We start from the raw sequence: 25,250 nt of genomic DNA, 5'->3' as shown, positions 1-25,250 counted from the left end.
GAGGCGTGCCCCGCAACAGCGCCCCTCAGAACGCGCTGCCGGGCTCCTGCAGGAAGGCCGTCTCCTGCGGCGTCGAGGGGCGGCCCAGCACGGTGTTGCGGTGCGGAAAGCGGCCGAAGCGCACCACGATGTCCCGGTGACGCACCGCGAAGTGCAGGTTGTTGGCATTGCCGAGCTGCGTGAACAGCGCGACCGATCGCGCCTGCACCGCCGCGGACTCGCTGTGCATGTAAGGCATGTAGAGAAACGCGCGCCACGCGGGCGGCAAGGCGGCGTCGGCCTGGGCCGCCACCGCCTCCTGCGCGAGCACCAGGGCCATGCCGTCGTGCGCGAATGCCTGGGCGCTGTCGCGGTGCAGGTTGCGGGAGAACTGGTCCAGCACGATCACCTCCGCCAGCCGGCCCTGCGGCGTGGCGCGCCAGTCCCATAGCTCGGCTTGCGCCGCCTCGTGGTGCAGGCGGGCGAAGCGTTCGCGAATGGCGGCGTCGAACGCCGCGTCCTTGGCGAACCATTGCTGGGGCGTGGTTTCCTCGAACCAGAAGGTCAGCACATGGCGTGCGGCATCGGGCAAGTCGGGGTGCATGGCGGATCGGATCCAGAAGGGTGGGGGACGAAAGAAAGCCGCCGTGCCCGGCAGATGCAGGGAAACGGCGGCGGTCGGTGCAGGCGGTGGCGCGCCCGCGGGTCGCTGGACTTTAACGGCCCTTGAGGTTGCCCTGCGCGTCGGCGATCACGATCTCGACGCGGCGGTTCATCGCACGGCCTTCGGGCGAGCCGTTCTCGGCCACGGGGTAGGACTTGCCGTAACCGCGTGCCGTGATGCGGCTGGTGTCCACGCCGCGCTGCACCAGCGCGTCACGCACGGCCTGGGCGCGGCGCTCCGACAGTTCCTGGTTGTAGCTGTCCGAGCCCACGCTGTCGGTGTAGCCCTCGATCAGCAGTTTGCGCTCGGGGAACTGCTTGAGGAAGTTGGCCAGCTTGTCCAGGCGCGGACCGGCCTGGGCCGACAGGTCGGCCTTGTTGAAGGCGAACAGCACATCGCCCAGCGTGACCAGCAGGCCGCGCTCGGTCTGCTGGCCTTCGATCTCGCGCAGCTGCGCTTCGAGCTGGCGCACGCGGTCCTGCGCGGCCCGGGCTTGCGCCTGCTGCTGCGCGGCGAGTTGCTCGGCTGTCATGGCTCGGGCCTGGGCGACCTGCGCATTGCGGGCCGAGGCTTCGGCCTCGCGGGTGCGCGCTTCCAGGCGCAGGCGGTCGGTCTCGCTGCCGGCCTGCTTGATCTCGGCGTCCAGGCGGCGGGCCTGGGCCGTGTTGGTGGCGATGGCGGCGCGCTGCGTGGCCAGGTAGGCCAGGTGGTTGGCTTCGGACTCGTCCTTCTCGTCGCGCAGCACATGGTCGGCGCGGGCCAGCGTGTCGGTGGCGGCCTTCAGTTCGAGCTGGGCGTATTGGTTCACGGCCGGATCGGTGGCGGCGCGGTTCACGGCGGAGCGGGCCTGCTCCACGGCCGGCAGGGGGCCGGGCGACGCGCAGGCGGCCAGCAGGCCGGCGGCGAGCAGGGCAGCGGCCAGGGTAGAGGTGCGGCGGAGGTTGGATGACTGCATGGTGGTGTCCTTCAAATCGGGGGATGGGCGGCCGCGCCGCGGTGGCGCGTGGATGTCGGCGGCCGGTCAGGAAGGCGGGCCCGAAGGCCCGGCGCCTCAGCGGGCCGGAGGCACGGCACCGGGCATGGGTGCAGGCATGGGGGCGGCCATGGGCACTGGCGCGGGAGGGGGCGGTGGCATGGCACCGGGGACGGGCGGCGCGCGGCGGGTGATTTCGTCCTGCAGCGACTGGATGCTGGTCTTGACCTGCTGCAGCGTGGCGGCGTTGTCCGTGGCTTCGGCTTTCGTCTCGGCCACGCGGGCGTCGGCTTCCGCTTCGGCGGCCAGGCGGCGCGCGCGCGTGTAGTCCTTGCTGTCCAGTGCCTGCTGTGCCTGGGTCCACTTGTCACGGGCGCTCTGCAGTTCCACGGGGGCGTTGGCGGCCACCTTGGGCGCGGTGGTCGCGCGGTCCACGGCAGTGCGGCTCACGGCCATCTGCTCGGTGGGTTTGGGGGTGGAGGAGCAGGCGGCAAGCGCGCCCAGCGCCAGCACGGCAGTGGCAGTTCGGATCAAGGTGAAGGTCGGCATGGTGTTTTTCTCCGGACAGGGATGGAATGGCGCTTCGGGGCGGGTCCCGGTGATGGGTTGCCCCTGGCGACAGGGTTCCGATTGTTCGGGCTGGGCCTGCCGCCCGGCGTAGGCCCATCGCAGCAGGCCGCGTGGGCAATGTCCGACGAAACGTGAGCAATGCATCCGAAAGCAACGGTTGCGAGCGCGTTCCTGCCGATGCGATCCAGGTCCATGCCGATGGGTCGTGGCAAAGCGGCGGGTATCGGCTCGAAACCGTTTGCCCAAAGAAAAACGCGCCCGAAGGCGCGTTCCGATGGTCCGGCAAGCGGGCGCTGCTATCTCAGCGGGAAGACACCACGCGCACCATGTCCAGGCACTTGTTGGAGTAGCCCCATTCGTTGTCGTACCAGGACACGATCTTCACGAAGGTGTCGTCGAGGGCGATGCCGGCATCGGCATCGAACACGCTGGTGCAGCTTTCGCCGCGGAAGTCCGTGGCCACCACCTTGTCTTCGGTGTAGCCCAGGATGCCCTTGAGCGCGCCTTCCGACTGCGACTTCATTTCCGCGCAGATCTCGGCGTACGTGGCGGGCTTTTCCAGCTCGACGGTCAGGTCCACCACCGACACGTCGGAGGTGGGCACGCGGAACGACATGCCGGTCAGCTTCTTGTTGAGCGCGGGGATCACCACGCCCACGGCCTTGGCTGCGCCGGTGGAGCTGGGAATGATGTTTTCCAGGATGCCGCGGCCGCCGCGCCAGTCCTTGTTGGACGGGCCGTCCACGGTCTTTTGCGTCGCGGTGGCGGCGTGCACGGTGGTCATCAGGCCGCGCTTGATGCCCCACTTGTCGTTCAGCACCTTGGCCACGGGGGCCAGGCAGTTGGTGGTGCACGAGGCGTTGGAGATGATGGGCTGGCCGGCGTAGGAATTGCAGTTCACGCCATGCACGAACATCGGCGTGTCGTCCTTGGACGGTGCCGACAGGATGACCTTCTTCGCGCCCGCGTCGATGTGCTTTTGCGCCGTCTCCTTGGTCAGGAACAGGCCCGTGGCCTCGATCACGACGTCCGCGCCGACCTCGTTCCACTTGAGCTGCGCAGGGTCGCGTTCCTGCGTGAGGCGGATCTTCTTGCCGTTGACGACCAGGGTGTTCCCCTCCACCGCGATGGTGCCCTTGAAGCGGCCATGCACCGAGTCGTATTGGAGCATGTACGCCAGGTAGTCGGGCTCCAGCAGGTCGTTGATGCCGACGACCTCGATGTCGGAGAAGTTCTGCACGGCGGCGCGGAACACCATGCGGCCGATGCGGCCGAAGCCATTGATGCCAATCTTGATCGTCATGAAATTTTCCTTAGTAGAAAAGTTAAAAATATCGTGGACCAGATATCAAGCGCCACCCAGGACGTTATTGATAAAAAGCGTTCTTTTTTCTTGGACTTCATCTATCGGGCAATTCGGGCATGCAACGACGTGCAACTCAGATGTTTTCTGATGCCGGTAATTACGCGTGACAAAAATTATCCAATAACGTAATTTTTAATTGAAATTTATTTCCATTTCAAAAAAGCGATGCGCTCGGTAAATTCACTTTCAGTTGATTTAGTCGTTATCTAGAAAATCAACAGTGACGTTATTGCATCCACCTTTTTCAGTGACAAAAATCTTAACTTCCAAAAAATCCTCGTTCGTACAGCCCATGCGCAGCAACTGCTCGGATTCGGCTGGTAGGGTCAAAATCTCAGTTCGACACGACTGCTGCATAAATTTTGAGCGGTAGATTTTGAAGAGGTCTGCAGTTGACGCTGAACTGCCGTAATTCAAGGAGCTAAATGGAACACCGGCTCCATCCCAGCCTTTCCAACGATATGAAGGACTTCTGCATTCCAATACTAGATCCACAGAACGAAGATGCGCCGGAACTGCGAAGTGGTACATCGCCGAATTCCGGCTTACATCTGCAACGTCAAAAGCAGACCAAGCAAAAATCAAGAACAGTGCATAGGCAGGTATCAAACAAAGTACGCTGCAAAAAAGAATTTTTGCTCGTTTACCGTACTTCATTTAATCCATCAAGCAAACTTGAATGAATAATGCGCCGTTCCTATGATGAATGGAGCTGCTGCCATACCGGCCAACGATTAGCGTTTGAGCACTGTCTGCACCGTATCGGCCACGTTCTCTTCCGTGAAGCCGAAGTGCTTGAACAGCACCGGCGCCGGGGCCGATTCGCCGAAGGTGTCGATGCCGACCACGGCGGCGCAGCCGTATTTCCACCAGCCGTCCGTCACGCCCATCTCCACCGCGATGCGGGGGATGCCGGCGGGCAGCACGGATTGCTTGTACTTGGTGTCTTCGCGGTCGAAGGTCGTCGTGCTGGGCATGGACACCACGCGCACGGCGATCTTGCGCGTGGCCAGCAGTTGCTGCGCCTTGAGCGCCAGTTGCACTTCCGAGCCCGTGGCGATGATGACGGCCTGGGCCTTCTTCTTGATGCCCACATCGGCCGGCTCGGACAGCACGTACGCACCGCGGCTGATGTCGCCCAGGTCGCGCTTGGGGGCATAGGCGATGTTCTGGCGCGACAGCAGCAGGGCCGTGGGCTGGGTGCGGTTGGACAGGGCCACGCTCCAGGCGACGGCGGTTTCGGTCGTATCGCCCGGGCGCCACACGTCCAGGTTCGGGATGAGGCGCAGGCTGGCGGCGTGCTCGATCGACTGGTGGGTCGGGCCGTCTTCGCCCAGGCCGATGGAGTCGTGGGTGAACACGTGCACCACGCGCAGCTTCATCAGCGCGGCCATGCGGATGGCGTTGCGGCTGTAGTCGCTGAACGTGAGGAAGGTGCCGCCGTAGGGGATGAAGCCGCCGTGCAGGGCGATGCCGTTCATGATCGCGGCCATGCCGAATTCGCGCACGCCGTAGTTGATGTGGCGCCCGCCGACGCGCACCGTCTCGGCGCCCACGTTCACTTCCACCTGCTGCACGTCGCCGTGTTCGTCGAAGCGCAGGGCCGGCGTGCTCTTGGTGTTGGTGAGGTTGGAGCCGGTCAGGTCGGCGCTGCCGCCCAGCAGCTCGGGCAGTTGCGCGGTGAAGGCTTCCAGGGCCAGCTGGCTGGCCTTGCGGCTGGCCACGGTCTCGCCCTTGGTGTGCATGCCGACCACGGTGTCCACGGCGGTCTGCGCGAAGTGCTTGGGCAGGTCGCCGACCATGCGGCGGGTGAACTCGGCGGCCAGTTCGGGGAAGGCGGCGGCATAGGCGTCGAAGCGCTGCTGCCATTCGGCTTCAGCCTGGGCGCCGGTGTCCCTGGCGCTCCAGTCGGCATAGACCTCGGCCGGGATCTCGAAGGGCACGTGGCTCCAGCCGATGGCGTTGCGCGTGAGCGTGATCTCGTCGGCGCCCAGGGGCTCGCCGTGGGCCTTGGAGGTGTTCGCGCGGTTGGGCGAGCCCTTGCCGATGGCGGTCTTGCAGACGATGAGCGTGGGCTTGTCGGTGGAGGTCTTGGCGCTTTGCACTGCGGCCGCCACGGCCTCGACGTCGTGGCCGTCCACGGGGCCGATCACGTTCCAGCCACAGGCGCGCAGGCGGGCCGGGGTGTCGTCCACGAACCAGGGGGCGACCTGGCCGTCGATGCTGATGCCGTTGTCGTCGTACAGCGCGATGAGCTTGTTGAGTTTCCAGGCGCCGGCCAGCGACAGCGCTTCCTGGCTGATGCCTTCCATCAGGCAGCCGTCGCCCAGGAAGACGTAGGTGTGGTGGTCCACCACGGCATGGCCGTCGCGGTTGAATTCCTTGGCGAGCAGCTTCTCGGCCAGCGCGAAGCCCACGGCGTTGGTGATGCCCTGGCCCAGGGGGCCGGTGGTCGTCTCGACGCCGGGCGTGATGCCGTATTCGGGGTGGCCGGCCGTCTTGCTGTGCAGCTGGCGGAAGTTCTTCAGCTCCTCCAGGGCCAAGTCGTAGCCCGTGAGGTGCAGCAGCGCGTACAGCAGCATGGAGCCGTGGCCGTTGGACAGCACGAAGCGGTCGCGGTCCAGCCAGTGCGGGTTGGCGGGGTTGTGCCGCAGATGGCGGCCCCACAGCGCGACGGCCATGTCGGCCATGCCCATCGGGGCGCCGGGATGGCCGGAATTGGCCTGTTGAACTGCATCCATTGCGAGTGCGCGGATCGCATTCGCCATTTGTTGAGAATTGGCCATCAGGGGCGGCTCCGGAAGGGGGCGGTGGGGGGAAAACCCGGCATTTTACCGGGGCGGCTCCCGGGGCTCCGTACCCGGGTCCCGATGCACTACAGTGCAGCCCCATGCAAGGCCTGCACCTCACCGCCGATCTCCAGCAATGCCGCTGCGCGCCGCACTGGCTGACCGATGCTGCCGCGCTGGGCCGCGCCTGCGCCGGCGCCGTGCAGGCGGCCGGGCTGCAGGCCGTGGGCCAGCTGTTCCACACCTTCCCGGCCACCGCGCAGGGGCCGGGCGGCGTGACGGCCACGCTGCTGCTGGCCGAGTCGCACCTGTGCGTGCACACTTGGCCCGAACTGGGCGCGGTCACGCTGGATGTTTACGTGTGCAATTTCGGTGGTGACCATTCGGCCAAGGCCGAGTCGCTGATGGCCGCGCTGCTGGCCTTGTTCGAGCCGGCCCGGGCGCAGCGGCATGCGCTGCAGCGCGGCACGGTGGCCCAGGGCGTTGCGGCATGACCGCGGCCGTGCAGACCCCATCGTCGGCCCAGGGGGGCGCGCAGGTGCTCGCCATGTTGCTGGCCGCAGGCCGCGGCGAGCGCATGCGCCCGTTGACCGATGCGTGCCCGAAGCCGCTGCTGGCGGTGCAGGGCGTGCCGCTGCTGGAGTGGCACCTGCGTGCGCTGGCCCAGGCGGGCGTGCCACGCGCCGTCATCAACACGGCGTGGCTGGGCGAGCAGATCAGCGAGCGGTTCGGAGACCGTTTCGGCCTCCAGGGCAATGAATCCGCCGGCAGCCTGCTATCGATTTCATACTCGCACGAAGGCCGCGACTTCGGTGGTGCGCTGGAGACCGCCGGCGGCATCGCACGGGCGCTGCCGCAGTTGGGGCCCGTCTTCTGGCTGGCGGCGGGCGACGTGTTCGCGCCCGATTTCGTGTTCGCGGCCGATGCCGCGCAGCGCTTTGCCGCCAGCACCGCGCTGGCCCACCTGTGGCTGGTGCCCAACCCGGAGCACCACCCGCGCGGGGACTTCGGCCGGTCGGACACGGGACTGGCGCTGAACCTGCCGGCCGACAGCACTGCACCGCGCTACACCTACAGCACCTTCGCGCTGCTGCGGGCGGAGTTGTTCGGCGCGCCCTGGTGCGATGTGCCTGCCGGCAATCCGACGGGAACCAGCGCCGCGCTGGCACCGCTGCTGCGCCGGGCCATGGACGCGGGCCGCGTCACCGCATCGCTCTACACCGGCCGCTGGACCGACGTGGGCACGCCGCAGCGGCTGGCGCAGCTCAACCGCTGAGGCCTTGGGGCGGCCTTTTTCGGCCCCTTGCGATCACTGGGCCGGTGCGGTGCCGCTGTTTGCCGGCTGCACGGCAATGGGCGGCGCCGCCTCGCAGTTGCGGAACAGCCATTGGCTGGGCAGAAAGCGCGCGGCGGGGCCGTCCGGTGGCGGCTTGCCCACTTCCGCCGGCACGTCGTAGGGAATGTGCGGCACCTGGAACACGGCCATCTGGCCCTTCTTGCAGGCCAGCGCGGGCACCAGTTTGTTGGCCACCCAGCCCTGGCTGGCCGCGTCGTAGCGGTAGAGTGGGCCGATGCGCTGGTCCTGCGCCAGCTCCACGCGCAGCGGGTTGATCTGCAGCGCGCTGGCCCACACCCCGGCCACCAGCACCGGCTGCGAAAACCGCACCGCTTCCAGCCCATGCAGCGCCACGGGACGCGAAGGCTCGCCCTTGTCGAACGGGTCCTGGCGGTTGACCAGGCTGCCGGCCGGGATCAGCAACTCTCCGTACTGGAAATCCTGCGCCAGCGCAAAGCGCTCGCGGCTGGCGCGGTGCACGGCGCCGTCCTTCCATTCCTGCCGCTCGCTGTGCGACAGGTACAGGCGCAGCCCCAACCATGCGTTGCACAGCAGCGCCACGCCGCACAGCACCAGCAGGGCCCGGCGCGACAGCACCAGCTTTTGCGGCACATCGACCCACAGGGCATAGGCGCCGTAGCCCAGCAGGGCCACCGTCAACCCCAGGCCCAGCAGCGGCAGGAAGGTCGTCAAAATGAACTGCAGCGGGGCGAAACCGGACATGCGCGATCCAGAAGAGGGGGGAGCCCGCCATTCTCGAACGCTTTGCGGGCACCGCTGGGACTACGCGCGCCTGCAGTGATTCGAAATGTAATTTGCCCAGTGGAATTGCAAATTCCCCCCGGCCGATGCCCTGAGAATGCCTGCATGAGCCCACAGAACTCCCTCTACGCCCAGCGCCGCGCCCGCCTTGCTTCGATGCTCGGCGAAGGCGGCATCGCCATCGTGCCCACCGCCCCGGAGCGCCCGCGCAACCGCGACAGCGACTTCCTGTATCGGCACGACAGCTACTTCTACTACCTCACCGGCTTCACCGAGCCGGGCGCCTGCCTGGTGATCACGGCGCAGGGCCAGAGCACGCTGTTTTGCCAGCCCAAGGATCTGGAGCGCGAGATCTGGGACGGCTACCGCCTGGGCCCCGAGGCCGCCGTGGGCACGCTGGGCGTGGACGCCGCGCACTCGGCCGCCGTGCTGGAGTCGCAACTGCCCCGCCTGCTCGAAAACCGCACCCGGGTCTGGTACCCGTTCGCCATCCACACGGGCCTGGCCGCGCGCGTGGAGGGCTGGCTGAACCAGGTGCGCGCACGGGTGCGCTACGGCGCGCTGTGCCCGGCGCAGCAGGACGACCTGTGCACGTTGCTCGACGAAATGCGGCTGGTGAAGGACGCGCACGAGCAGGACACCATGCGCCGCGCATCGGCCATCAGCGCCCAGGCCCACATCCGCGCCATGCAGCGCAGCGCGCGCATGCTGCGCGCGGGCGAGGACGTGCGGGAGTACCACCTGGACGCCGAACTGCTGCACGCCTTCCGCGAAGCCGGCTCGCAGTGCCCGGCCTACAACTCCATCGTCGCCGCCGGCGCGAATGCCTGCGTGCTGCACTACCGCGCCGACGCCGCCCCGGTGCGCGACGGCGAACTGGTGCTGATCGATGCGGGCTGCGAACTCGACGGCTACGCCAGCGACATCACGCGCACCTTTCCCGCCAACGGCCGCTTCACCGGGCCACAGCGCGCGCTGTACGACCTGGTGCTGGCCAGCCAGGACGCGGCCATCGCGGCGACGAAGGCCGGCGCCCGCTTCAACGACCCGCACGACGCCACGGTGGCCGTGCTGGCGCAGGGCATGCTGGACCTGGGCCTGCTCGACAGGAACACGGTGGGCACGGCGCAGGACGTGATCGACAGCCGCGCCTACTTCCAGTTTTACATGCACCGCACCGGCCACTGGCTGGGCATGGACGTGCACGACTGCGGCAGCTACGTGGAGCCGTCCGAGATCGGGCAGGTCAGCGAACGCAAGGACCCGCTCTCGGGCGAGACCATCGCCAACCGCCCCAGCCGCATCCTGCGGCCCGGCATGGTGCTGACGATCGAGCCGGGCCTGTACGTGCGCCCGGCGCCGGGCGTGCCCGAGGCCTTCCATCACCTGGGCATCCGCATCGAGGACGACGCCATCGTCACTGACGGCGGCTGCGAGCTGATCACGCGCGGCGTGCCGGTGAAGGCGGACGAGATCGAGGCGTTGATGCGGGGCTGACGCCCCCCGCGCTACGGGGCCAGCACCCGGAAGGTCAGCGTGTAGTTGTGGCCGTACATGGGGGCCGCCGCGCCTTGCGGCGCGGGCGCACGGTGGCGCACCAGGGCCAGGTACACGCCGGGCTGTGGCGGCACGTAGTGGATGCGGCCTTGCGCATCGGTCTTCACGCTCTCGGCGCTGTGCTGGCTGGCGAGGTCCATCGCCGAGCGGTAGAGGTCCACTTTCTGCCCGGCCAGCGGCTGACCGTCGAACTGTACGGCGAAGTCGAAGGCTTCCTTGGCGAACAGATCGCTCGGGTGCGTGGCGGGCACGATCTCCAGCCCCTTGCCCGAGCCTGCCAACGCGGCCCGCGTGGGGGTTCCCGCGGTCACATAGGCCTCGGAGATGGATAGCGACTGGTAGTGGCTCAGCAGCCTGGCGCCGGGCGGCATCGGCGTGGCGGGGTCGCGTGCCACCTCGACCTTGCCGCCTTGCTCCCAGCTGCGGAAGATCGCGCCCAGGCGCGGACCGGTGCTCAGCCGGTACGTGCCCTTGGCGCCGGGCAGCTTCTGCTCGGCCACGGTGCGCGTCTTGAACTGGCGCACGTCGCCGAACGGCAGCGTGCCACCATCGGGCGTAGTGATGGCAAAGCGCGTATCGCCGAACGCCACGTCGGGCAGGAAGAACTTCTCGGTGAAGCCGGCGTCCACGCTGACGGTGGAGCCGGGCTCGATGTCGAAGCGCGCAGGCAGCAGGTAGGGCGTGTGGGCGCGGGCCAGGCCGCAAAGGCCCAGGGCCAGCGCCAGGCCGGTGCGCCGCAGCCACGGCAAGAGGCGGGCGGTGTGCATGGCAGGCATGGATGGCGGCCTCAGGGCTTCTTGGCATCGGCGGCATTCACCACGCCGTCGCCGTTGGTGTCCGCGCCCTGGAAGGTCCGGTCGGCGATGGCGAGTTCTTCGTCCTCGGTCAGGCGGCCATCCTTGTTCTTGTCCAGGATGCCGAAGCGCACATGGGCCTGCTTGATCGACGCGGCATGGGCCGCGTCGGGCTGGCGCTTCTGGGCGGCGTACTGCTGCTGCAGGCGGCCCTCGAACTCGGCCACGTATTCGGCTTCGCTGAGCCAGCCGTCCCGGTTGGTGTCGGCAGCCGTGAAGCGCTGCTTGCGCACCGCGTCGTATTCGGCGCGGGTGACCTGGCCGTCCTGGTTGGCGTCGTAGCCACCGATGAAGGCGGCATTGCCGTGGCCGCCTGCCGGCCGCGCCGGGCCGTCGCCGGCAGGGGCCGATGGGGCCGCGCAGGCCGCGAGTAGTGCCGCCACGCTGGCGGCGGTGGCGATGCCGGCCCGGCGGATGGCGCGAGGGCGGTGGGAAACGAGGGACAGTGGGTGTGGCATGGGAAGACTCCTGTGGAATGTGAAAAAGAAGGCCGGCTGAAGCCGGCGCGGGCGGATCAGAACGCGACGGACATCGACACCGCCACCGTGCGGCCGGCATGGGTGAGCAGTTCGATGTCGCGCTGGTCGCGCGCCACCGAAGGCTGCAGGCTGCGGGCGCTGGCGTAGTCCCAATAGCGTTTGTCGGTCAGGTTGTAGATGCCGGCCTGCAGGCGCACGCTCTTGTTCACCTGCCAGTAGCCGCTCAGGTCGAACACGGAATAGCCGGGCACGCGGAACAGCTGGGTGGTGGCGTCGGTGAGCGCCGCACCCGCGTTGGTGTAGCTGTCGCGGTTGGTGGCCTCTGCCCGCTTGGCGGCCACGAAGGTGCCGGTGAAGTTCACGCCCCATTGCTTCATGGGCGCGTCGTAGCCCACGCCGACGATGGCCTTGCGTGGCAGCACGGAGTCGAGCGCCACATCCTTGTCGCCGGCGTAGTGCGACCGCGACGTGCCCTTGCTCAGGCCCACCGCCCAGGTGGTGTACAGGCCGCGGGCCGCCGGGCTCCACTGGCCGTGTTCGAGGCGGGCGCTCAGCTCGAAGCCGTAGATGGTGGCTTCGTCGCGGTTCTCGGCCTGGTAGATGGTGCCGATGTGCGCAGGCACGTTCGTGAACAGGCTGGGCGCGCTGGCGCGCGTGTAGCGGGTGTAGGCGATGAAATCCCGGTAGCGCGTGTAGAAGACCGAGCTGTTGAGCGTGACGCCGTCGGACGGCGATCCCTTGACGCCCACCTCGAACGCGTTGCTCGACTCTTCCTTCAGGTCGCGGTTGCCGATCAGCGCGTATTGGTTGCCCGTGGCGTAGTTGCTGGCCATGTTCCACGAGCCGAAGATCTCGCCCGGCGACGGCGCGCGGCCGCTGCGCTTGTACTGCGCATAGGTGATGAAGTGCGGCGAGAGGTCATAGGTCAGGCCCAGGCTGGGGCTCCAGAGGGTGGTGGAGGGCGCATTGCCGTACAGGCGCCTCACGTCCTGCTCGGTGAGCACGCCGGAGACGAAGTTGCCGAGGTTGCGGGTCTGGATGTCGATGCGGTCCACGCGCAGGGCGGGAATCACGGCAAGCCGCTTGCCGCCCGCATCGAAGGCGATGTCGTCCTGGAGGAAGGCGCCCAGGCGCCGGGTGGTGGTGTCGGGCTGGGGCTTCATGTAGCCCGCCACGTTCCAGGGCCGGTCTACGTCCTGGGTGGAGGCGTTGGCGCCGAAGCTCAGCTGGTGCCGGCCGATGCGTTTGTCCGCCGTGGTGGACGCCCCCCAGGTGCGGGTCTGGTTCTCGGAAAGATTGCGCACCAGGGCGCCGGTGGCCAGCGTGGTGGTGTCGGTCACGTCCGTGGTGCCCGTGCCCTGGAAGTACAGGCGGGTGTCCGCGTGGTCCACCCAGGCATTGCGCGGCGTCCACTGGTGGGTCAGCTGCAGCGTGTTGCGCTCCGTGTCGCTGGCCTGGCGGGACTGCTCGGTGATGGCCGTGTTGGTGGTGTTCCACCCGTGAAAGAAGGTGTCATTCTTGCGGCGGTACAGGTCGGCCGAGAGTTCCAGCCGATTGCTGCCGTCCACGCGCAGGCCGCCCTTGAGCAGCAGGGCGTCCGAGTGCCAGTCGTCTGGGTAGCTGTTCACCACGTCGCTGTGATTGCGCGCCGCGTGGCCGTCCCGGCGCGAATAGGCGATCAGGCCATCGAGGTCGCCGCTGCGGGCGGCGCCGGTGAAGCTCTCGTTCCATGCACGGTCGGCCGAGTCGTAGCCGATCTTGGCGCCCAGGTACGAGGTTCGGTCGCCCCGCAGGTAGTCGCTCGCCGATTTGGTCTTGAAGCTTACGGCGCCCCCGATGCCGCCGGCGGAGCGCCTGGCGGAGGTGGTGCCCGACAGGATGTTGACCGAGGAGAACATCTCGGGATCGATGAAGTCGCGCCCGATGCCGAAGGTGTTCGCGCCCACGCGGCTCACGTAGGGGCGGGTGGTGGCGTCGGGCATTTCCACGCCGTCCACGTCCATGCCCACGCGGTTGCCTTCGATCCCGCGGATGTTGTAGCCCGTCGTGCCGGAGCGGTCGAAGCTGCTGCGATTGCGGGTGGTGCCCGCGGCGGTACCGGGGGCCGAGACCAGCGGCTGGTTGCGCACCACGTCCTTCATGCTGCCCGCTTGCTCCAGTGCCTCGCCGCTGACGACGGTGGAGGTGCCCGGACTGCGTTCGGCCTCGTCCACCACGTCCACCTGGGGCAGCAGTGCCGTCCGCACGGCGCCCGGGGCGGCGGCACCGACGCCCTGTCCCCACACCGGCGCGGCAGGGGCGGCGAGGACCGCCAGGAGCGCAGCGCCCGCCAGCGGGCGAAGGGCATGCGGAATGGGGGCGAAGCGCAGGGCGCCGTGCGCAAGAGAAACAGGCCGAGTGTGCAGGCAGTGAACCATGGAGTGCGTCGAAAAGGGTTGTCTGCTGGATACCCTCTCGCGCGGTCTGGACACTGCCGATCGCGGCACCGTCGTCCCTGCAGGTTGTCTGGCTCACGGCGCACATTGTTACACAAATGAGAATATGTCTCATTTGCGTTGGTGCATCGAATGAAAGGATTCCACGCTGCGCGATGGCGCCTTGCAGCCTGCCGGAGTCGGCCCTCGGCGCGGGCGCCACGACCCGGCGGGCCTGCCAAGGTTCAATGTCGCGCGTTCCTGTCAACTTTCCTTTTCGCAAACCTGCCAATCGCTTCGCTGGCTGAGGCATGCGGTGCCTTCGCACATTCAACGATGGAACGGCCGGCACATTTTCAGAGACGAGTGTCGGCTGGTGTAAAGGGCACCAAATCCGCATGTCGCGCGGAAATACATAAGCGATAACGGTTGAAAGAACGACGATGAAAAACGCGAAACCGAAGCCACCCGCGCGTGGCCCCGCACTGTCATCCCGGCGCAAGGCCTGTGCCAGGGAAGCAGCCTTGCAACTGGGGGCCGACGCGGCCACTGCCCGTATTTTTGGAGAAACGGGCGAAGCGAAAGTGGGGCCGTTCACGCTGCGCGTGGCACCCCTGAGCCATCGGGACAATGGCCCATGGGCCGCCATTGCCACGATGGCCCGGCCCGAGCATGTTCCGGCGGAAACCTGGACCGACGCGCTGCTGGTCGCCAACGGGCAGTCGATGCTCAGCTCCGACTGGGGCTATGGCATGGAAGACAACGGCGATGCCGTGCTGGTGCGCCGCCTGGAGACGCAGCAGGAAAACGAGCAGCTTCTTGCCGCGCAGCTTGGCGGTTTGCTGGTCATGTGCCAAGCCACCCGGGAGGGGGTGCTGGCACTGGGTGCAGCCTCGCCGCGCAAAGGAGGTGTGCAATGAGCGCCGTTCTCGCACCCCGCCCGCAGCCACCCGCCCCTGTGCAGGAGTTCGAAGCGTCATCCCGCGTTCTGGCGCTGGTCAGGGACACGGCCTTGTTCCTGGGCGCATCGCAGGAGCAGGCAAAGGATGCCTCGCGCACCGGAACCATCGCCCTGGAAAGCCGCACCATTGCCTTGGTGCCCGACGTGGACGAGGAGGCGCTGATCATGACAGCGCCCTTGCTCGCAGACTGCCTGGACGATCCGGCCCGGCGCGTGGCCGCGCTGCAGGCATCCACGCAGCTGATGCTCAGCCTTGGAGCCGTTTTTGCCCGCGGTTTCGCGGGGCCGCAACTGCTGTGCCGGTGTCCACTGGGCAACGCCTCGGCGGAGGTCGTCGCTCGGCACATTCTGCAACTGGCTGCGCTGGCCAATGCCGTGCAGGCGGGCGTTCCCTGCGCGGCACCCGAAGCCTCCGGCGGCCTCAAGGAGCGTACCCATGCTCAATAAAACGAACGCGTCTGGTTCGACCACACCGATCCGCCCCACACTTTCCCCTGAACCTCAGACGCCCCAGGCCCGCTCCTCGGGCGCCAGCATTTCCGGACGCCTTCAGCACGAGTCGCTGACCGGCCGGCGAGGCCTGTCCCATGCGCATCCGCAGACGATGCCGCCGCGCCAGGCGCTTCAAGAAGGGGATTCCTTCTCCCTGCTGTCCAGTCCTACGCGTTCCGAATCCTTCCATACCCCTCTATCCGGAGGCAGCCGTCGCTGGATTAGCAGCGAACCCGTTACTCCGAACGCCGGTGGTTTCGGTGAGGGAATGGCGATGACCGAGGTTTCAAACGCCAATGCGTCGTTCTCGCCCATGGGCCAGTTGCCGGCGCTGGAAGAGCTCGTTGATATCCCGCTGGACCGGTTCCTGCGCGCCAGTCGCCGGGTCGATATGCCAGAGCTGCAGGAACACGAGGAGCCGGCGGTGCCTGAGCCGCAGAGCTGGAACGCGATGCTGCGGCAATTGGGCATCGGCGCGATGGAAACCGGAGGGGCGGCCTTGCACCGGCTCGGGGAGGCGGCCACTGCGGCCCGCACCGCGGTCTCGGAGTCCACCACGGTGCAGGCCGTGGGTTCGATGCTGCCCAGCCAGCGCATCATGGGCGCGGTACTGGGCCATGGCATCCACCAGGCGGCTTCGGTCTTCGTGCCCACCTTTCTGCGCGAGATGATGGGGGAGTCCATGAAGGTCGCGTTTCGCGCCACACCGCCCAACATGGTCCTGGGCATGCAGGTGGGCGTGGGGCTGCTCAACATCGGCATGGCCGTGATGCGGGAACGGCGCGAGGCACGCGATCCGGACACGGCCGCGCGGGGTTTTCATGCGATGACCGCGGAGCAATGGGCCGAATGTTCGGACCATCAGCGCGCGTCAATGCGCCAGACGCAGCAGCTCATGTCGCGCATCGTGACGCTGGAGCAGATCGGTGCGTCCATGGCCTCAATCGGGCTGTCGCTGCATGGCACGCTCACCGGCAACGTGGGCATGGCCACCGATGTGCTTGCAGGGGACATCAAGACCGTTGCGTATTCCTTCGCACGCGACTTCATTCAGGCGTCCTTCAGCATGGTCGGCACGCAGGAGGAAACGTCCGGCGGCGTGAGCGGCAGCCACCTCAACTCGGCCAGCCTGTTCTATGGACTGGCCAACGTCGTGGGCAACAACGCGTGGTCCCAGCTTCCGATTCTGGGAGGGGATACTGCTGCCGCCCGCGCCGTGCTGCTGGATGGGGCCAGCAGCAGTGGCGCCCGAAGCGATGCGTGGGGCGACATTGCAGGCGTGTCCGCCATCAAGGCCGCCATCAACTGGGCGGTGGAGACCGCGGACTGGATATCCGTCACCCAGCAGGAGGCGCTGCAGTCCGGTACGGTGCAGCAATGGAATCCTCGCGTCACGGGAACGGACTATGGCCGTTTGCTGGACCAGACGCCTGCGCGCATCACCGCCATCTCGGCGGGGAATGCCGTCTTCAACATCCTCGGGAATGTGAACCGCGGGGGGACGCTAAGTCAGCAGGACTTGTTGAGCAATTCCCTCGCCGGCATGTTGGCGGGGTTGGGGTACGCGGCCATCGGAGGAAGCTGGCAGGCAGAGGGCGCGGTGCGTGCGGTCCGCCGGGAAGCCGAGGCCGAGGCTCGCAATGCCGGCGTTGCTCCCCAGGTCGGGTTGCGGCAGCGCCGGCCCCATCCGGAAGGCGACGCACAGGTCTGAGGTTTCGATGCCCGGGCGGATGGACCGCCCGGGCATCGAGGGCGGCCCTAGGTCTGCCGCAGCGGGGGTGGCCCTCTGCAACCCTGCCAGTGCAGACCTGCTTTGGCCATGACGCGCAGTCGGGGTCTGCCTGAAGGTGATGTAACCTCTTTTCATGCAAAATTGAAACCCGATTACATCCATGCAGAGAGACCGAACCGCCATGCAGATCCGCCGCGCCACCAAGATCGTTGCCACCCTCGGGCCCGCTTCCAGCGACCCGCAACTGCTGGAGCAGATGATCCGTGCCGGGGTCAATGTGGTGCGGCTGAACTTCAGCCACGGCAAGGCGCAGGACCACATCGATCGCGCCATCGCCGTGCGCGAGGCCGCACAGCGCGCGGGCCGCGAGGTGGCCATCATGGCCGACCTGCAGGGCCCCAAGATCCGCGTGGGCAAGTTCGCCGAAGGCCGCGTGCAGCTGCAGCAGGGCCAGTCCTTCATCCTCGACGCGTCGCGCACCATTCCGGGCGACGACAACGGCGTGGGCCTCGATTACAAGGAGCTGCCGCGGGACGTGAAGGCGGGCGACGTGCTGCTGCTCAATGACGGCCTGATCGTGCTGGTGGTGAACGCCGTGCGCGGCGAAGAGGTACACACCACCGTCAAGATCGGTGGCGAGCTGTCCAACAACAAGGGCATCAACAAGCAGGGAGGGGGCCTCACCGCGCCGGCCCTCACCGCCAAGGACATGGAAGACATCCGCACCGCGATGAGCTTCCAGGCCGACTACGTGGCCGTGAGCTTTCCCAAGAACGCCACCGATATGGAAATGGCGCGCCAACTGTGCAATGTGGCTGCAGCCGAGTACCGGCACAAGCCGGGCCTGATCGCCAAGATCGAGCGGGCCGAGGCCGTGCCGCGCCTGGAGGAGATCCTGCGCGTGTCCGACGGCATCATGGTGGCGCGGGGCGACCTGGCTGTGGAGGTGGGCAACGCGGCCGTTCCGGCGCTGCAAAAGAAGATGATCCGCATGGCGCGCGACATGGACAAGGTCGTCATCACCGCCACGCAGATGATGGAAAGCATGATCACCAACCCCGTGCCCACGCGTGCCGAGGTGAGCGACGTGGCCAACGCCGTGCTGGACGGCACCGACGCCGTGATGCTGAGCGCCGAGACCGCCGCGGGCAAGTACCCGCTGGAGACGGTGGAGGAGATGGCCAAGATCTGCGCCGCCGCCGAGGCGGCGGAAGACCCCGAACGCGATTCCGACTTCACCGGCCAGACGCTGGGCCGCATCGACCAGTCCATCGCCATGGGCGCGCTCTTCACCGCCCACCACCTGGGGGCCAAGGCCATCGTGGCCATGACGGAGAGCGGCTCCACCGCGCTGTGGATGAGCCGCCACCGCATCCACATTCCCATCTACGCGCTCACCCCCAAGGTGGCCACGCAGCGCAAGATGGCCATGTACCGCAACGTTCGCCCGCTGCTCATGGACACCAGCGCCGACCGTGACACCGCGCTGGAGCAGGCCGAAGGCCACCTCAAGAGCCGCAACATCGTGCAGCAGGGCGACCTGTACGCGATCACGTGCGGCGAGCCGATGGGCGCGCCGGGCGGAACCAATATGCTGAAGATCTGCCGCGCCAGCTGAGCGCGTGCCGCAGCAGGGCCCTGGCGAACAGGGCACTTGCGCAGCCGGTCAGGGCCCCTGCCAGCACGTCCGCGGGAAAGTGCACGCCCAGGCAGACACGGCTCCACGCCACGGCCGCCGCCAGTCCGAAGGCCAGCCATTGCCAGGGCGCGTGGCGCCGGTGTAGCCCCAGGGCCAACCCCTGGGCCAGCGCGAACGCGCCGGTGGCATGCATGCTGGGAAAGCCCGCGCGGACGCCGTGCTCGATCCACTGCACGCCGAGGCCGAGCTGCCCCGGGCGGGGCATGGGAACCCATGCGCGGATGCCGCGCGCGGCGCACCAGGCGACCACCACGGCCACCAGGCTGAGCATGAGTGCCTGGCGCAGCCGGGGGCTGCCAAAGGCCAGGCCCGCGGCCACCAGAAGCCCCGCGAGGATGGGGAACCCCTGCGACAGCCAGCGCGCGGCGGTCACGACGCCGGCCGGGGTCGCTGCCGTGGCGTTCACGGCCGTGAACAGGGCCAGTTCAATGGACAGCATGGGCGTCGGCCTCGGCGGGCAGCTGGCTGTCCAGTTCCGGGAAGTGCCGGTGCATCCACTGTCCCACGAGGTCGCAAAGCCAGCCCGTCATCCAGCAGAACCAGCCGGTCCACAGCGTGTGGCTGGTGAAGTGGGCGCCCCGTGCCTGCTGCGCCAGTCCCAGGACCACGCCGGCGGCCAGGGCGCCGGCCAGCCACCAGCGCGCGGCACGCGGCGCCTTGTGGCGCAGGGCGAAATAGCCACCGAGGAACGCGAAGCCGGCCGAGGCATGCCCTGCGGGAAAGCAGTGGCCGCCACCGCCGTCCATGACGCCCAGGGCCCAATGCGAGGCGTAGCGCGCCACGCCGCCGAACTCCGCCAGGTCCCAGGGGCAACTGGTGGTGCTGCCCTGCTTGAGCAGCGCAATCACCCCCAGCGACAGCAGGGCGCTGATCGCCATCTGCACCCGCTCGCCATGGTCCAGCCGGCGCAGCACGCCCACCGGCCACCACACGCCGACAGCGAGCACCAGCACCAGCACCCAGCCCAGCCGCCGCGCGCCTTCGTGCAGGACATGCACGAAAAGCCAATGGTCGCGCAAGGGAAAGCCATGGGCCGAGCCGAACAGGCGGGCCACATCGAGGTCCAGGCCCGAGGTGTCCCAGGCCATGAGTGCGACCAGAATGGCCAGCGCCCAGGCCAGCGGTTGAAGCGGAGGGGCGGAGCGGGGCGCGGCAGTTGCGGCGCCGGGGGAGGCTGAAATCGGCATGGGGGCGGACGATAGGCAGCCGCTCTTAACGCCGTCTTAACGGGTCCGGACGGCTGGGGTCATGGAACGCCGCGCATCGCGGTGACAATCGCCTCCATGCGAATCCTCGTGGTCGAAGACGATGCAGGCATTGCCGACGGCCTGCGCACCAACCTGCACCAGCGCGGCTATGCGGTGGACGTGTGTTCCAGCGTGGCGGCCGCCTGGAGCGCCTTGCGCATGGAGCGGTTCGATGCCGTGCTGCTGGACCTGGGCCTGCCCGATGGCGATGGCGCCCAGCTGCTGCGCCGGTTGCGCCACAGCCCGCCCGGTGCCCCGGGCGCGCCCGCGCTGCCCGATCCGGCCATGCCGGTGCTGATCCTCACCGCCCGGGACCAGGTCCACCAGCGCATCGCAGGGCTGGACGAAGGCGCCGACGACTACCTGGCCAAGCCGTTCGACGTGGACGAACTGGAAGCCCGCCTGCGCGCCCTGCTGCGCCGGGCGGCGGGCCGGGCATCGCCCACCATCCGCCATGGTGACCTGGAGGTGGACCCCGCCGCGCGCACGGTGCGCCGGGCGGGACAGCAGGTGGACATGTCCCCGCGCGAGTTTTCGGTGCTGCTGGTGCTGCTGGAGTCGCGCGGCCGGGTGCTGTCGCGCCAGCAGATCGAGGAAAGCCTCTACAACTGGCAAAGCGCCGTGGAGAGCAATGCGGTGGAAGTGCACATCCACCACCTGCGCCGCAAGCTCGGCAGCGGGCGCATCCAGACCATGCGCGGCGTGGGCTACTTCATGCCGCTGGAGGACACGCCATGAGCCGCGTCCTTCCGACCGACCCACCGATCCCCGAGCCCACCGACACCGCCGCGACGCCCGTGCCACCTGTGCGCAGGGGTTCGCTCATGCGGCGCCTGCTGCTGTGGACGCTGGGCGCGCTGGTGGTCGTGTGGGGCACCTTCGTCGGGCTGGGCTACCAGACCGGGGTGCATGAGGCCGACGAGCTCACCGACGGACATCTGGCCAGCGTCGCCGCGCTGCTGCTCAATTTGCGCGCCTCCGACGGGGTCGAGCCGTCCCTGGCCACGCAGCGCGCGCCCACGCCCTGGCTCAAGGCGCACGACTACCAGCAATCGCTGAGCGTGGTGCTGTGGGGAGTGAACGGCCAGTTGCTGTCGCGCACGGGCAGCGCGCCGCTGCCGGCGTTCGACCTGCCGGACGGTTTCGCCGACCTGGAGCTGGGCGAGCCGCCGGTGTCCTGGCGCGGGTTCTCGCAGTGGGATGCGGCCCACGACCGCAAGATCATGGTGCTGCTCAACCTGGACGAGCGCGACGACCTGGCCGACGACATCGCTGGCCAGATCATCGAGCCCGGGCTGTGGCTGCTGCCGGTGGTGGCGCTGGCGCTGGGCCTGGCGGTTCGGCGCGGGCTGCGGCCGCTGTACTCGCTGTCGGACGCCGTGGCCCGGCTGGACGTGGTGCGGGCCGAGCGGCTGGACGCCGGCAACGCCCCGCGCGAGCTCGACCCGATGGTCGTGTCCATCAACACCCTGCTGGACCGCCAGCAGGCGGCGCTGGCGCGCGAGCGGCGGCTGGCCAACGAGGTGGCGCACGAGCTGCGCACGCCGCTGTCATCCATCGTGCTGCAGGCGCGGGCGCTGGACGGGGGGCTGTCGGCGCAGGAGCAGGCCCAGGCGCTGGCCCGCATCGGGCAGGATGCGCTGCGCGCCGGGCATGTGCTCAACCAGCTCCTCGCCTTGGCACGCGCCAGCCGTACCCAGCTGCACGAGGCGGCCGCGCCCGTCGATCTGGCCGAACTGGCGCGCCGCGTGAGCGCCGACTACGCCCAGGCCGCCTGGGCGCGCGAGGACAGCATCGCCGTCACGGCGCCCGGCGCCCTGGTCTGGCACGGCAACGCGGTGCTGCTGGAGATCGCCCTGCGCAACCTGCTGGAAAACGCCCTCAAGCACACGCCGCACTGCACCCGCATCGAGGTGCAACTGGGGCAGGCCGAACACGGCGGCCCCTGGCTGCAGGTGGTGGACGACGGCGGCCGGCACCATGACCAGGGCGCTGCGCCCGCACCGGTGGACAGCCTGCACCTGGGACACGAGATCGTCGCGCGCGTGGCGGAGGCGCACGGCGCGCGCTTCGGCCCGGGCGCCGTGCCGCCGCCATTCACCACCTGCTACCGTCTGGAATTCATGGATTCCCCGGCGGGGCCGACCGGATAAAATCGCCGGTTACGAAGCGGTTACCACCGCGGCCGACGGCCTTCCAGGGCCTGCGTGCCTTCCCCACTGCCCACCATTGAACGGACCCATCCCATGCCTCTCGTCTCGATGCGCGAACTGCTCGACCATGCCGCCGAAAACCGCTACGGCATTCCCGCCTTCAACGTGAACAACCTGGAACAGGTCCAGGCCGTCATGGCCGCCGCCGACGAGACGGGTGCCCCGGTCATCCTGCAGGCCAGCGCCGGTGCTCGCAAGTACGCCGGCGAAGCCTTCATCAAGCACCTGATCCAGGCCGCCGTCGAGGCCTACCCCCACATTCCCCTGGTCATGCACCAGGACCACGGCCAGAACCCCGCCGTGTGCCAGGGCGCGATCGACCTGGGTTTTTCGTCCGTGATGATGGACGGCTCGCTCGAGGCCGACGGCAAGACCATCGCCAGCTACGAATACAACGTGGACGTGACGCGCAAGGTCGTGGACATGGCGCACAAGGTCGGCGTCACGGTCGAGGGCGAACTGGGCTGCCTGGGCTCGCTGGAGACCATGAAGGGCGACAAGGAAGACGGCCACGGCACCGACGCCACCATGACGCGCGAGCAACTGCTGACCGACCCCGAACAGGCCGCCGACTTCGTCAAGCGCACCCAGCTCGACGCGCTGGCCATCGCCATCGGCACCAGCCACGGCGCCTACAAGTTCACGCGAAAGCCCACGGGCGACATCCTGGCCATCGACCGCATTCAGGAAATCCACCGCCGCATCCCCAACACCCACCTGGTGATGCACGGCAGCTCCAGCGTGCCGCAGGATCTGCTGGAGATCATTCGCCAGTACGGCGGCAACATGAAGGAAACCTACGGCGTGCCCGTCGAGGAAATCCAGAAGGCCATCCAGATCGGCGTGCGCAAGATCAACATCGACACCGACATCCGCCTGGCCATGACGGGCGCCGTGCGCAAGTTCCTGGCCGAGAACCCCGAAAAGTTCGACGCCCGCGAATGGCTCAAGCCCGCGCGCGAGGCCGCCAAGGCCATCTGCAAGCAGCGCTACATCGAGTTCGGTTGCGAAGGCCAGGCGCCCAAGATCAAGGGCCACAGCCTGCAGGTCGTGGCCGGCCAGTACGCCGCGGGCGCGCTGGCCCAGGTGGTGAACTGATCCCCTGCGCCGCGCGGGGGCGCTATCGCCTCCGCACGCCAAGGCCCGGCGCATTCGCGTGCGCCGGGCCTTCGTCATGGGGGCGTGCCGATGCCGCGGAGCGCATCGGGTAAGCTCGGGCCCAGTGAGCGGAGATCGCCGAGCACACGCCAGCCGGGAGACAGACAACATGCAGATAGGTGTACCAGCCGAGTCCATGGTTGGAGAAACCCGGGTCGCCGCGACCCCGGAGACGGTCAAGAAGCTCAAGGCCCAGGGCCATGCGGTGCGCATCCAGGCGGGTGCGGGCGTGGCCGCCAGCGTGCCGGATGCCGCCTATGCCGCGGCCGGCGCCGAGATCGTGGACGCCGCCGGCGCCTGGGGCGCCGACCTGGTGCTCAAGGTCCGCTGCCCCACCGAATCCGAAACGCCCCTGCTGCGCCCCGGCGCCACGCTGGTCGGCATGCTCAACCCCTTCGATGCGACCGGCCTGCAGCGGCTGGCGCAGGCGGGCGTCACTGCCTACGCGCTGGAGGCCGCGCCCCGCACCACGCGCGCCCAGAGCATGGACGTGCTGTCTTCCCAGGCCAACATCGCCGGCTACAAGGCCGTGATGATCGCGGCCGACCGCTACCAACGCTTTTTCCCCATGCTCATGACCGCTGCCGGCACGGTGAAGGCCGCGCGCGTGGTGGTGCTGGGCGTGGGCGTGGCCGGCCTGCAGGCCATCGCCACGGCCAAGCGGCTGGGTGCGGTGATCGAGGCCTCCGACGTGCGGCCCTCGGTCAAGGACCAGGTCGAGTCGCTGGGCGCGAAGTTCATCGACGTGCCCTTCGAAACCGACGAAGAGAAAGAGGCCGCCCAGGGCTCCGGCGGCTATGCGCGCGCCATGCCGGCCAGCTGGCTGGAACGCCAGAAGGTGGAGGTGGCCAAGCGCGTGGCCCAGGCCGACGTGGTCATCACCACCGCCCTCATTCCCGGCCGGCCCGCGCCGGTGCTGGTGACCGAGGCGATGGTGCAGTCCATGAAGCCGGGCTCGGTGATCGTCGACATTGCCGCTCCTCAGGGCGGCAATTGCCCGCTGACCGAATCCGGCCAGACCGTGGTGCGCCATGGTGTGACGCTGGTCGGCGAAACCAACCTGCCCGCGCTGGTGGCGGCCGATGCTTCGGCGCTCTACGCGCGCAACGTGCTCGATTTCCTCAAGCTCATCATCCACCCCGAAGGGGCCCTGCACGTTGACCGGCAAGACGACATCGTCGCCGCCTGCCTCGTGGCCCATGAAGGCGCGGTCACCCGCGCATGACAAGACAAGCATTCCTGTGAAGACCCGGCTTTCATCCCTGCTCCCCCTGTCCCCCCGCCTTGGCGGCCCGCTGCTCGCCATCGCCTCGCTGCTCACCCTGGCCGCCTGCGCCCCCGTGCAGCCCGCGCTGCCGCACGTGGGCCGTGCGCAGCTGGAACTGCCGCCCGGCGACTGGGAGGTGCTCGGCCGCCGCGACGAGGTGATCGACGTGCTGCCCGACGACACCTCCGCCGACCTGCCCACGCAGATGACCGCCATGGGCCTGCGCGGTCCGGGCAAGGACCGGCCGCTGCTGGCCGTGCTGCTGGTGCAGACCAACAGCACCAACTACCCGCGCGACACCACGCTGTGGACGGCCCCGTGCCCCCAGCAGCAGGGCGTGTTCGTCGAGGACAAGGCCCAGGGCAGTCCCGCGCGCATCGATTGCCTGCGCTACAAGCGCCGCGCCGATACCGAGGACTACCTGGCCAAGAACCGCCCCGCCGTGGCGCAGTGGCTGTCCATGAACCAGGCGGCGCCCACCAAGCCGTACTCGCACGTGTTCTTCCGCTATGCCACCAACGGCGGCGCCATCGTCACCATCGATGCGCTGGTCGATCAGCGCCTGGTGCGCCCACCCACGCGCGACAACGAGGCCTTCCTGCGCGCCGGCCGTCCGGCGCTGGAGTGGGGCGACAAGATGGCGCAGGCCGCGCGGTTGAGCACCGCGATGATGGACGGCCGGCTGATCGTGCCGCCGTTCCCGGTCGCCCCGCCGCAATAGCCCTTCCGTCGTTCCGC

General features: G+C 68.3%; 24 protein-coding genes. 12 read left to right on the top strand and 12 right to left on the bottom strand.

The window, feature by feature from the left end; all coding sequences use genetic code 11:
• Window positions 1-25: 25 nt before the first annotated feature.
• The 6 genes from AVAK2825_RS18725 to tkt all read right to left on the bottom strand — a co-directional run bounded on the left by AVAK2825_RS18725 (window position 26) and on the right by tkt (window position 6,338).
• Window positions 26-583 carry a DUF924 family protein gene (locus tag AVAK2825_RS18725; RefSeq protein ID WP_284401672.1) on the bottom strand — a complete coding sequence of 186 codons (558 nt, stop codon included), beginning with the start codon at window positions 581-583 and terminating at the stop codon, window positions 26-28.
• A 112-nt stretch (window positions 584-695) separates the two neighbouring features.
• Complete coding sequence (locus tag AVAK2825_RS18720; RefSeq protein ID WP_284401668.1) at window positions 696-1,598, bottom strand: OmpA family protein; 903 nt, start codon at window positions 1,596-1,598, stop codon at window positions 696-698.
• 96 nt (window positions 1,599-1,694) lie between these two features.
• Entirely contained in the window at window positions 1,695-2,165 is a 471-nt protein-coding gene (locus tag AVAK2825_RS18715; protein ID WP_272566695.1) for a DUF4398 domain-containing protein, read from the bottom strand.
• Between the two features lie 322 nt (window positions 2,166-2,487).
• On the bottom strand, window positions 2,488-3,489 hold the full coding sequence (gap, locus tag AVAK2825_RS18710; protein WP_272550521.1) for a type I glyceraldehyde-3-phosphate dehydrogenase: 1,002 nt from the start codon (window positions 3,487-3,489) through the stop codon (window positions 2,488-2,490).
• Window positions 3,490-3,747: 258 nt separating this feature from the next.
• Complete coding sequence (locus AVAK2825_RS18705; RefSeq protein WP_284401663.1) at window positions 3,748-4,209, bottom strand: hypothetical protein; 462 nt, start codon at window positions 4,207-4,209, stop codon at window positions 3,748-3,750.
• Between the two features lie 77 nt (window positions 4,210-4,286).
• A complete protein-coding gene (gene tkt / locus AVAK2825_RS18700) occupies window positions 4,287-6,338 on the bottom strand; it encodes a transketolase (protein ID WP_284401661.1) in 2,052 nt (683 codons plus the stop codon).
• A gap of 104 nt (window positions 6,339-6,442) precedes the next feature.
• Between tkt and speD the strand changes: the two genes are divergently transcribed.
• A complete protein-coding gene (gene speD, locus AVAK2825_RS18695; protein WP_284401659.1) occupies window positions 6,443-6,835 on the top strand; it encodes an adenosylmethionine decarboxylase in 393 nt (130 codons plus the stop codon).
• On the top strand, window positions 6,832-7,617 hold the full coding sequence (locus AVAK2825_RS18690) for a nucleotidyltransferase family protein (protein ID WP_284401657.1): 786 nt from the start codon (window positions 6,832-6,834) through the stop codon (window positions 7,615-7,617). Before speD ends, AVAK2825_RS18690 begins: the two co-directional genes overlap by 4 nt.
• A gap of 33 nt (window positions 7,618-7,650) precedes the next feature.
• On the opposite strand, the gene AVAK2825_RS18685 is transcribed toward AVAK2825_RS18690, so the two are convergent.
• Window positions 7,651-8,400, bottom strand: a complete 750-nt coding sequence (locus AVAK2825_RS18685; RefSeq protein ID WP_284401654.1) for a hypothetical protein — start codon at window positions 8,398-8,400, stop codon at window positions 7,651-7,653.
• A 144-nt stretch (window positions 8,401-8,544) separates the two neighbouring features.
• Here AVAK2825_RS18685 and AVAK2825_RS18680 point away from each other — a divergent pair, with 144 nt between their 5' ends.
• Complete coding sequence (locus AVAK2825_RS18680) at window positions 8,545-9,936, top strand: aminopeptidase P N-terminal domain-containing protein (protein ID WP_284401652.1); 1,392 nt, start codon at window positions 8,545-8,547, stop codon at window positions 9,934-9,936.
• An 11-nt stretch (window positions 9,937-9,947) separates the two neighbouring features.
• On the opposite strand, the gene AVAK2825_RS18675 is transcribed toward AVAK2825_RS18680, so the two are convergent.
• The 3 genes from AVAK2825_RS18675 to AVAK2825_RS18665 are packed head-to-tail and all read right to left on the bottom strand — an operon-like array spanning window position 9,948 to window position 13,746.
• Window positions 9,948-10,763: a DUF4198 domain-containing protein gene (locus AVAK2825_RS18675; RefSeq protein WP_284401650.1), complete on the bottom strand. Its 816-nt coding sequence runs from the start codon at window positions 10,761-10,763 to the stop codon at window positions 9,948-9,950.
• 20 nt (window positions 10,764-10,783) lie between these two features.
• Entirely contained in the window at window positions 10,784-11,308 is a 525-nt protein-coding gene (locus AVAK2825_RS18670; RefSeq protein ID WP_284401648.1) for an EF-hand domain-containing protein, read from the bottom strand.
• A 56-nt stretch (window positions 11,309-11,364) separates the two neighbouring features.
• Entirely contained in the window at window positions 11,365-13,746 is a 2,382-nt protein-coding gene (locus AVAK2825_RS18665; protein ID WP_284401646.1) for a TonB-dependent hemoglobin/transferrin/lactoferrin family receptor, read from the bottom strand.
• 440 nt (window positions 13,747-14,186) lie between these two features.
• Here AVAK2825_RS18665 and AVAK2825_RS18660 point away from each other — a divergent pair, with 440 nt between their 5' ends.
• From AVAK2825_RS18660 to pyk, 4 genes are all read left to right on the top strand, one after another.
• A complete protein-coding gene (locus AVAK2825_RS18660) occupies window positions 14,187-14,663 on the top strand; it encodes a hypothetical protein (protein ID WP_284401644.1) in 477 nt (158 codons plus the stop codon).
• Window positions 14,660-15,151, top strand: coding sequence for a hypothetical protein (locus AVAK2825_RS18655; protein ID WP_284401642.1), 492 nt, complete (start codon window positions 14,660-14,662; stop codon window positions 15,149-15,151). Before AVAK2825_RS18660 ends, AVAK2825_RS18655 begins: the two co-directional genes overlap by 4 nt.
• Window positions 15,141-16,907: a hypothetical protein gene (locus AVAK2825_RS18650; RefSeq protein ID WP_284401640.1), complete on the top strand. Its 1,767-nt coding sequence runs from the start codon at window positions 15,141-15,143 to the stop codon at window positions 16,905-16,907. The genes AVAK2825_RS18655 and AVAK2825_RS18650 overlap by 11 nt, the downstream gene beginning before the upstream one ends.
• Window positions 16,908-17,109: 202 nt before the next feature.
• Complete coding sequence (gene pyk, locus AVAK2825_RS18645) at window positions 17,110-18,546, top strand: pyruvate kinase (protein ID WP_284401746.1); 1,437 nt, start codon at window positions 17,110-17,112, stop codon at window positions 18,544-18,546.
• Here pyk and AVAK2825_RS18640 read toward each other — a convergent pair.
• Both AVAK2825_RS18640 and AVAK2825_RS18635 read right to left on the bottom strand, forming a co-directional pair.
• Window positions 18,479-19,066, bottom strand: coding sequence for a phosphatase PAP2 family protein (locus tag AVAK2825_RS18640; protein ID WP_284401638.1), 588 nt, complete (start codon window positions 19,064-19,066; stop codon window positions 18,479-18,481). The genes pyk and AVAK2825_RS18640 overlap by 68 nt on opposite strands.
• On the bottom strand, window positions 19,053-19,814 hold the full coding sequence (locus AVAK2825_RS18635) for a phosphatase PAP2 family protein (RefSeq protein WP_502870565.1): 762 nt from the start codon (window positions 19,812-19,814) through the stop codon (window positions 19,053-19,055). Before AVAK2825_RS18635 ends, AVAK2825_RS18640 begins: the two co-directional genes overlap by 14 nt.
• Window positions 19,815-19,910: 96 nt before the next feature.
• Here AVAK2825_RS18635 and AVAK2825_RS18630 point away from each other — a divergent pair, with 96 nt between their 5' ends.
• The 5 genes from AVAK2825_RS18630 to AVAK2825_RS18610 all read left to right on the top strand — a co-directional run bounded on the left by AVAK2825_RS18630 (window position 19,911) and on the right by AVAK2825_RS18610 (window position 25,233).
• On the top strand, window positions 19,911-20,612 hold the full coding sequence (locus tag AVAK2825_RS18630) for a response regulator (protein WP_284401636.1): 702 nt from the start codon (window positions 19,911-19,913) through the stop codon (window positions 20,610-20,612).
• A gap of 86 nt (window positions 20,613-20,698) precedes the next feature.
• Window positions 20,699-22,027: a histidine kinase dimerization/phospho-acceptor domain-containing protein gene (locus tag AVAK2825_RS18625; protein ID WP_284401740.1), complete on the top strand. Its 1,329-nt coding sequence runs from the start codon at window positions 20,699-20,701 to the stop codon at window positions 22,025-22,027.
• 93 nt (window positions 22,028-22,120) lie between these two features.
• The gene (fba, locus tag AVAK2825_RS18620; protein ID WP_272566720.1) at window positions 22,121-23,185 is read left to right on the top strand and encodes a class II fructose-bisphosphate aldolase; all 1,065 of its coding nucleotides are present in this window, start codon (window positions 22,121-22,123) and stop codon (window positions 23,183-23,185) included.
• A gap of 169 nt (window positions 23,186-23,354) precedes the next feature.
• Entirely contained in the window at window positions 23,355-24,470 is a 1,116-nt protein-coding gene (locus tag AVAK2825_RS18615) for a Re/Si-specific NAD(P)(+) transhydrogenase subunit alpha (RefSeq protein WP_284401632.1), read from the top strand.
• Window positions 24,471-24,486: 16 nt separating this feature from the next.
• Window positions 24,487-25,233: a hypothetical protein gene (locus AVAK2825_RS18610; protein WP_284401630.1), complete on the top strand. Its 747-nt coding sequence runs from the start codon at window positions 24,487-24,489 to the stop codon at window positions 25,231-25,233.
• Window positions 25,234-25,250: the final 17 nt, after the last annotated feature.

It is taken from the genome of Acidovorax sp. SUPP2825, from assembly GCF_030158995.1.
In the GTDB taxonomy this organism is placed as follows: Bacteria; Pseudomonadota; Gammaproteobacteria; order Burkholderiales; family Burkholderiaceae_C; genus Paracidovorax.
Note: the sequence above shows the minus strand (reverse complement) of the source record. Positions and strands in the feature narration are given on the sequence as shown.

Excerpts from the sequence above, each read along its gene's own strand:
- AVAK2825_RS18680 (WP_284401652.1), top strand. The coding sequence starts at position 8,545 with ATGAGCCCACAGAACTCCCTCTACGCCCAGCGCCGCGCCCGCCTTGCT.
- AVAK2825_RS18655 (WP_284401642.1), top strand. The coding sequence starts at position 14,660 with ATGAGCGCCGTTCTCGCACCCCGCCCGCAGCCACCCGCCCCTGTGCAG.
- speD (WP_284401659.1), top strand. The coding sequence starts at position 6,443 with ATGCAAGGCCTGCACCTCACCGCCGATCTCCAGCAATGCCGCTGCGCG.
- AVAK2825_RS18685 (WP_284401654.1), bottom strand. The coding sequence starts at position 8,400 with ATGTCCGGTTTCGCCCCGCTGCAGTTCATTTTGACGACCTTCCTGCCG.
- AVAK2825_RS18615 (WP_284401632.1), top strand. The coding sequence starts at position 23,355 with ATGCAGATAGGTGTACCAGCCGAGTCCATGGTTGGAGAAACCCGGGTC.
- pyk (WP_284401746.1), top strand. The coding sequence starts at position 17,110 with ATGCAGATCCGCCGCGCCACCAAGATCGTTGCCACCCTCGGGCCCGCT.
- AVAK2825_RS18660 (WP_284401644.1), top strand. The coding sequence starts at position 14,187 with ATGAAAAACGCGAAACCGAAGCCACCCGCGCGTGGCCCCGCACTGTCA.
- AVAK2825_RS18665 (WP_284401646.1), bottom strand. The coding sequence starts at position 13,746 with ATGGTTCACTGCCTGCACACTCGGCCTGTTTCTCTTGCGCACGGCGCC.
- AVAK2825_RS18705 (WP_284401663.1), bottom strand. The coding sequence starts at position 4,209 with ATGAAGTACGGTAAACGAGCAAAAATTCTTTTTTGCAGCGTACTTTGT.
- AVAK2825_RS18725 (WP_284401672.1), bottom strand. The coding sequence starts at position 583 with ATGCACCCCGACTTGCCCGATGCCGCACGCCATGTGCTGACCTTCTGG.
- AVAK2825_RS18670 (WP_284401648.1), bottom strand. The coding sequence starts at position 11,308 with ATGCCACACCCACTGTCCCTCGTTTCCCACCGCCCTCGCGCCATCCGC.
- AVAK2825_RS18650 (WP_284401640.1), top strand. The coding sequence starts at position 15,141 with ATGCTCAATAAAACGAACGCGTCTGGTTCGACCACACCGATCCGCCCC.
- AVAK2825_RS18715 (WP_272566695.1), bottom strand. The coding sequence starts at position 2,165 with ATGCCGACCTTCACCTTGATCCGAACTGCCACTGCCGTGCTGGCGCTG.
- AVAK2825_RS18690 (WP_284401657.1), top strand. The coding sequence starts at position 6,832 with ATGACCGCGGCCGTGCAGACCCCATCGTCGGCCCAGGGGGGCGCGCAG.
- AVAK2825_RS18640 (WP_284401638.1), bottom strand. The coding sequence starts at position 19,066 with ATGCTGTCCATTGAACTGGCCCTGTTCACGGCCGTGAACGCCACGGCA.
- gap (WP_272550521.1), bottom strand. The coding sequence starts at position 3,489 with ATGACGATCAAGATTGGCATCAATGGCTTCGGCCGCATCGGCCGCATG.
- AVAK2825_RS18720 (WP_284401668.1), bottom strand. The coding sequence starts at position 1,598 with ATGCAGTCATCCAACCTCCGCCGCACCTCTACCCTGGCCGCTGCCCTG.
- AVAK2825_RS18635 (WP_502870565.1), bottom strand. The coding sequence starts at position 19,814 with ATGCCGATTTCAGCCTCCCCCGGCGCCGCAACTGCCGCGCCCCGCTCC.
- AVAK2825_RS18625 (WP_284401740.1), top strand. The coding sequence starts at position 20,699 with ATGCGGCGCCTGCTGCTGTGGACGCTGGGCGCGCTGGTGGTCGTGTGG.
- tkt (WP_284401661.1), bottom strand. The coding sequence starts at position 6,338 with ATGGCCAATTCTCAACAAATGGCGAATGCGATCCGCGCACTCGCAATG.
- fba (WP_272566720.1), top strand. The coding sequence starts at position 22,121 with ATGCCTCTCGTCTCGATGCGCGAACTGCTCGACCATGCCGCCGAAAAC.
- AVAK2825_RS18630 (WP_284401636.1), top strand. The coding sequence starts at position 19,911 with ATGCGAATCCTCGTGGTCGAAGACGATGCAGGCATTGCCGACGGCCTG.
- AVAK2825_RS18675 (WP_284401650.1), bottom strand. The coding sequence starts at position 10,763 with ATGCACACCGCCCGCCTCTTGCCGTGGCTGCGGCGCACCGGCCTGGCG.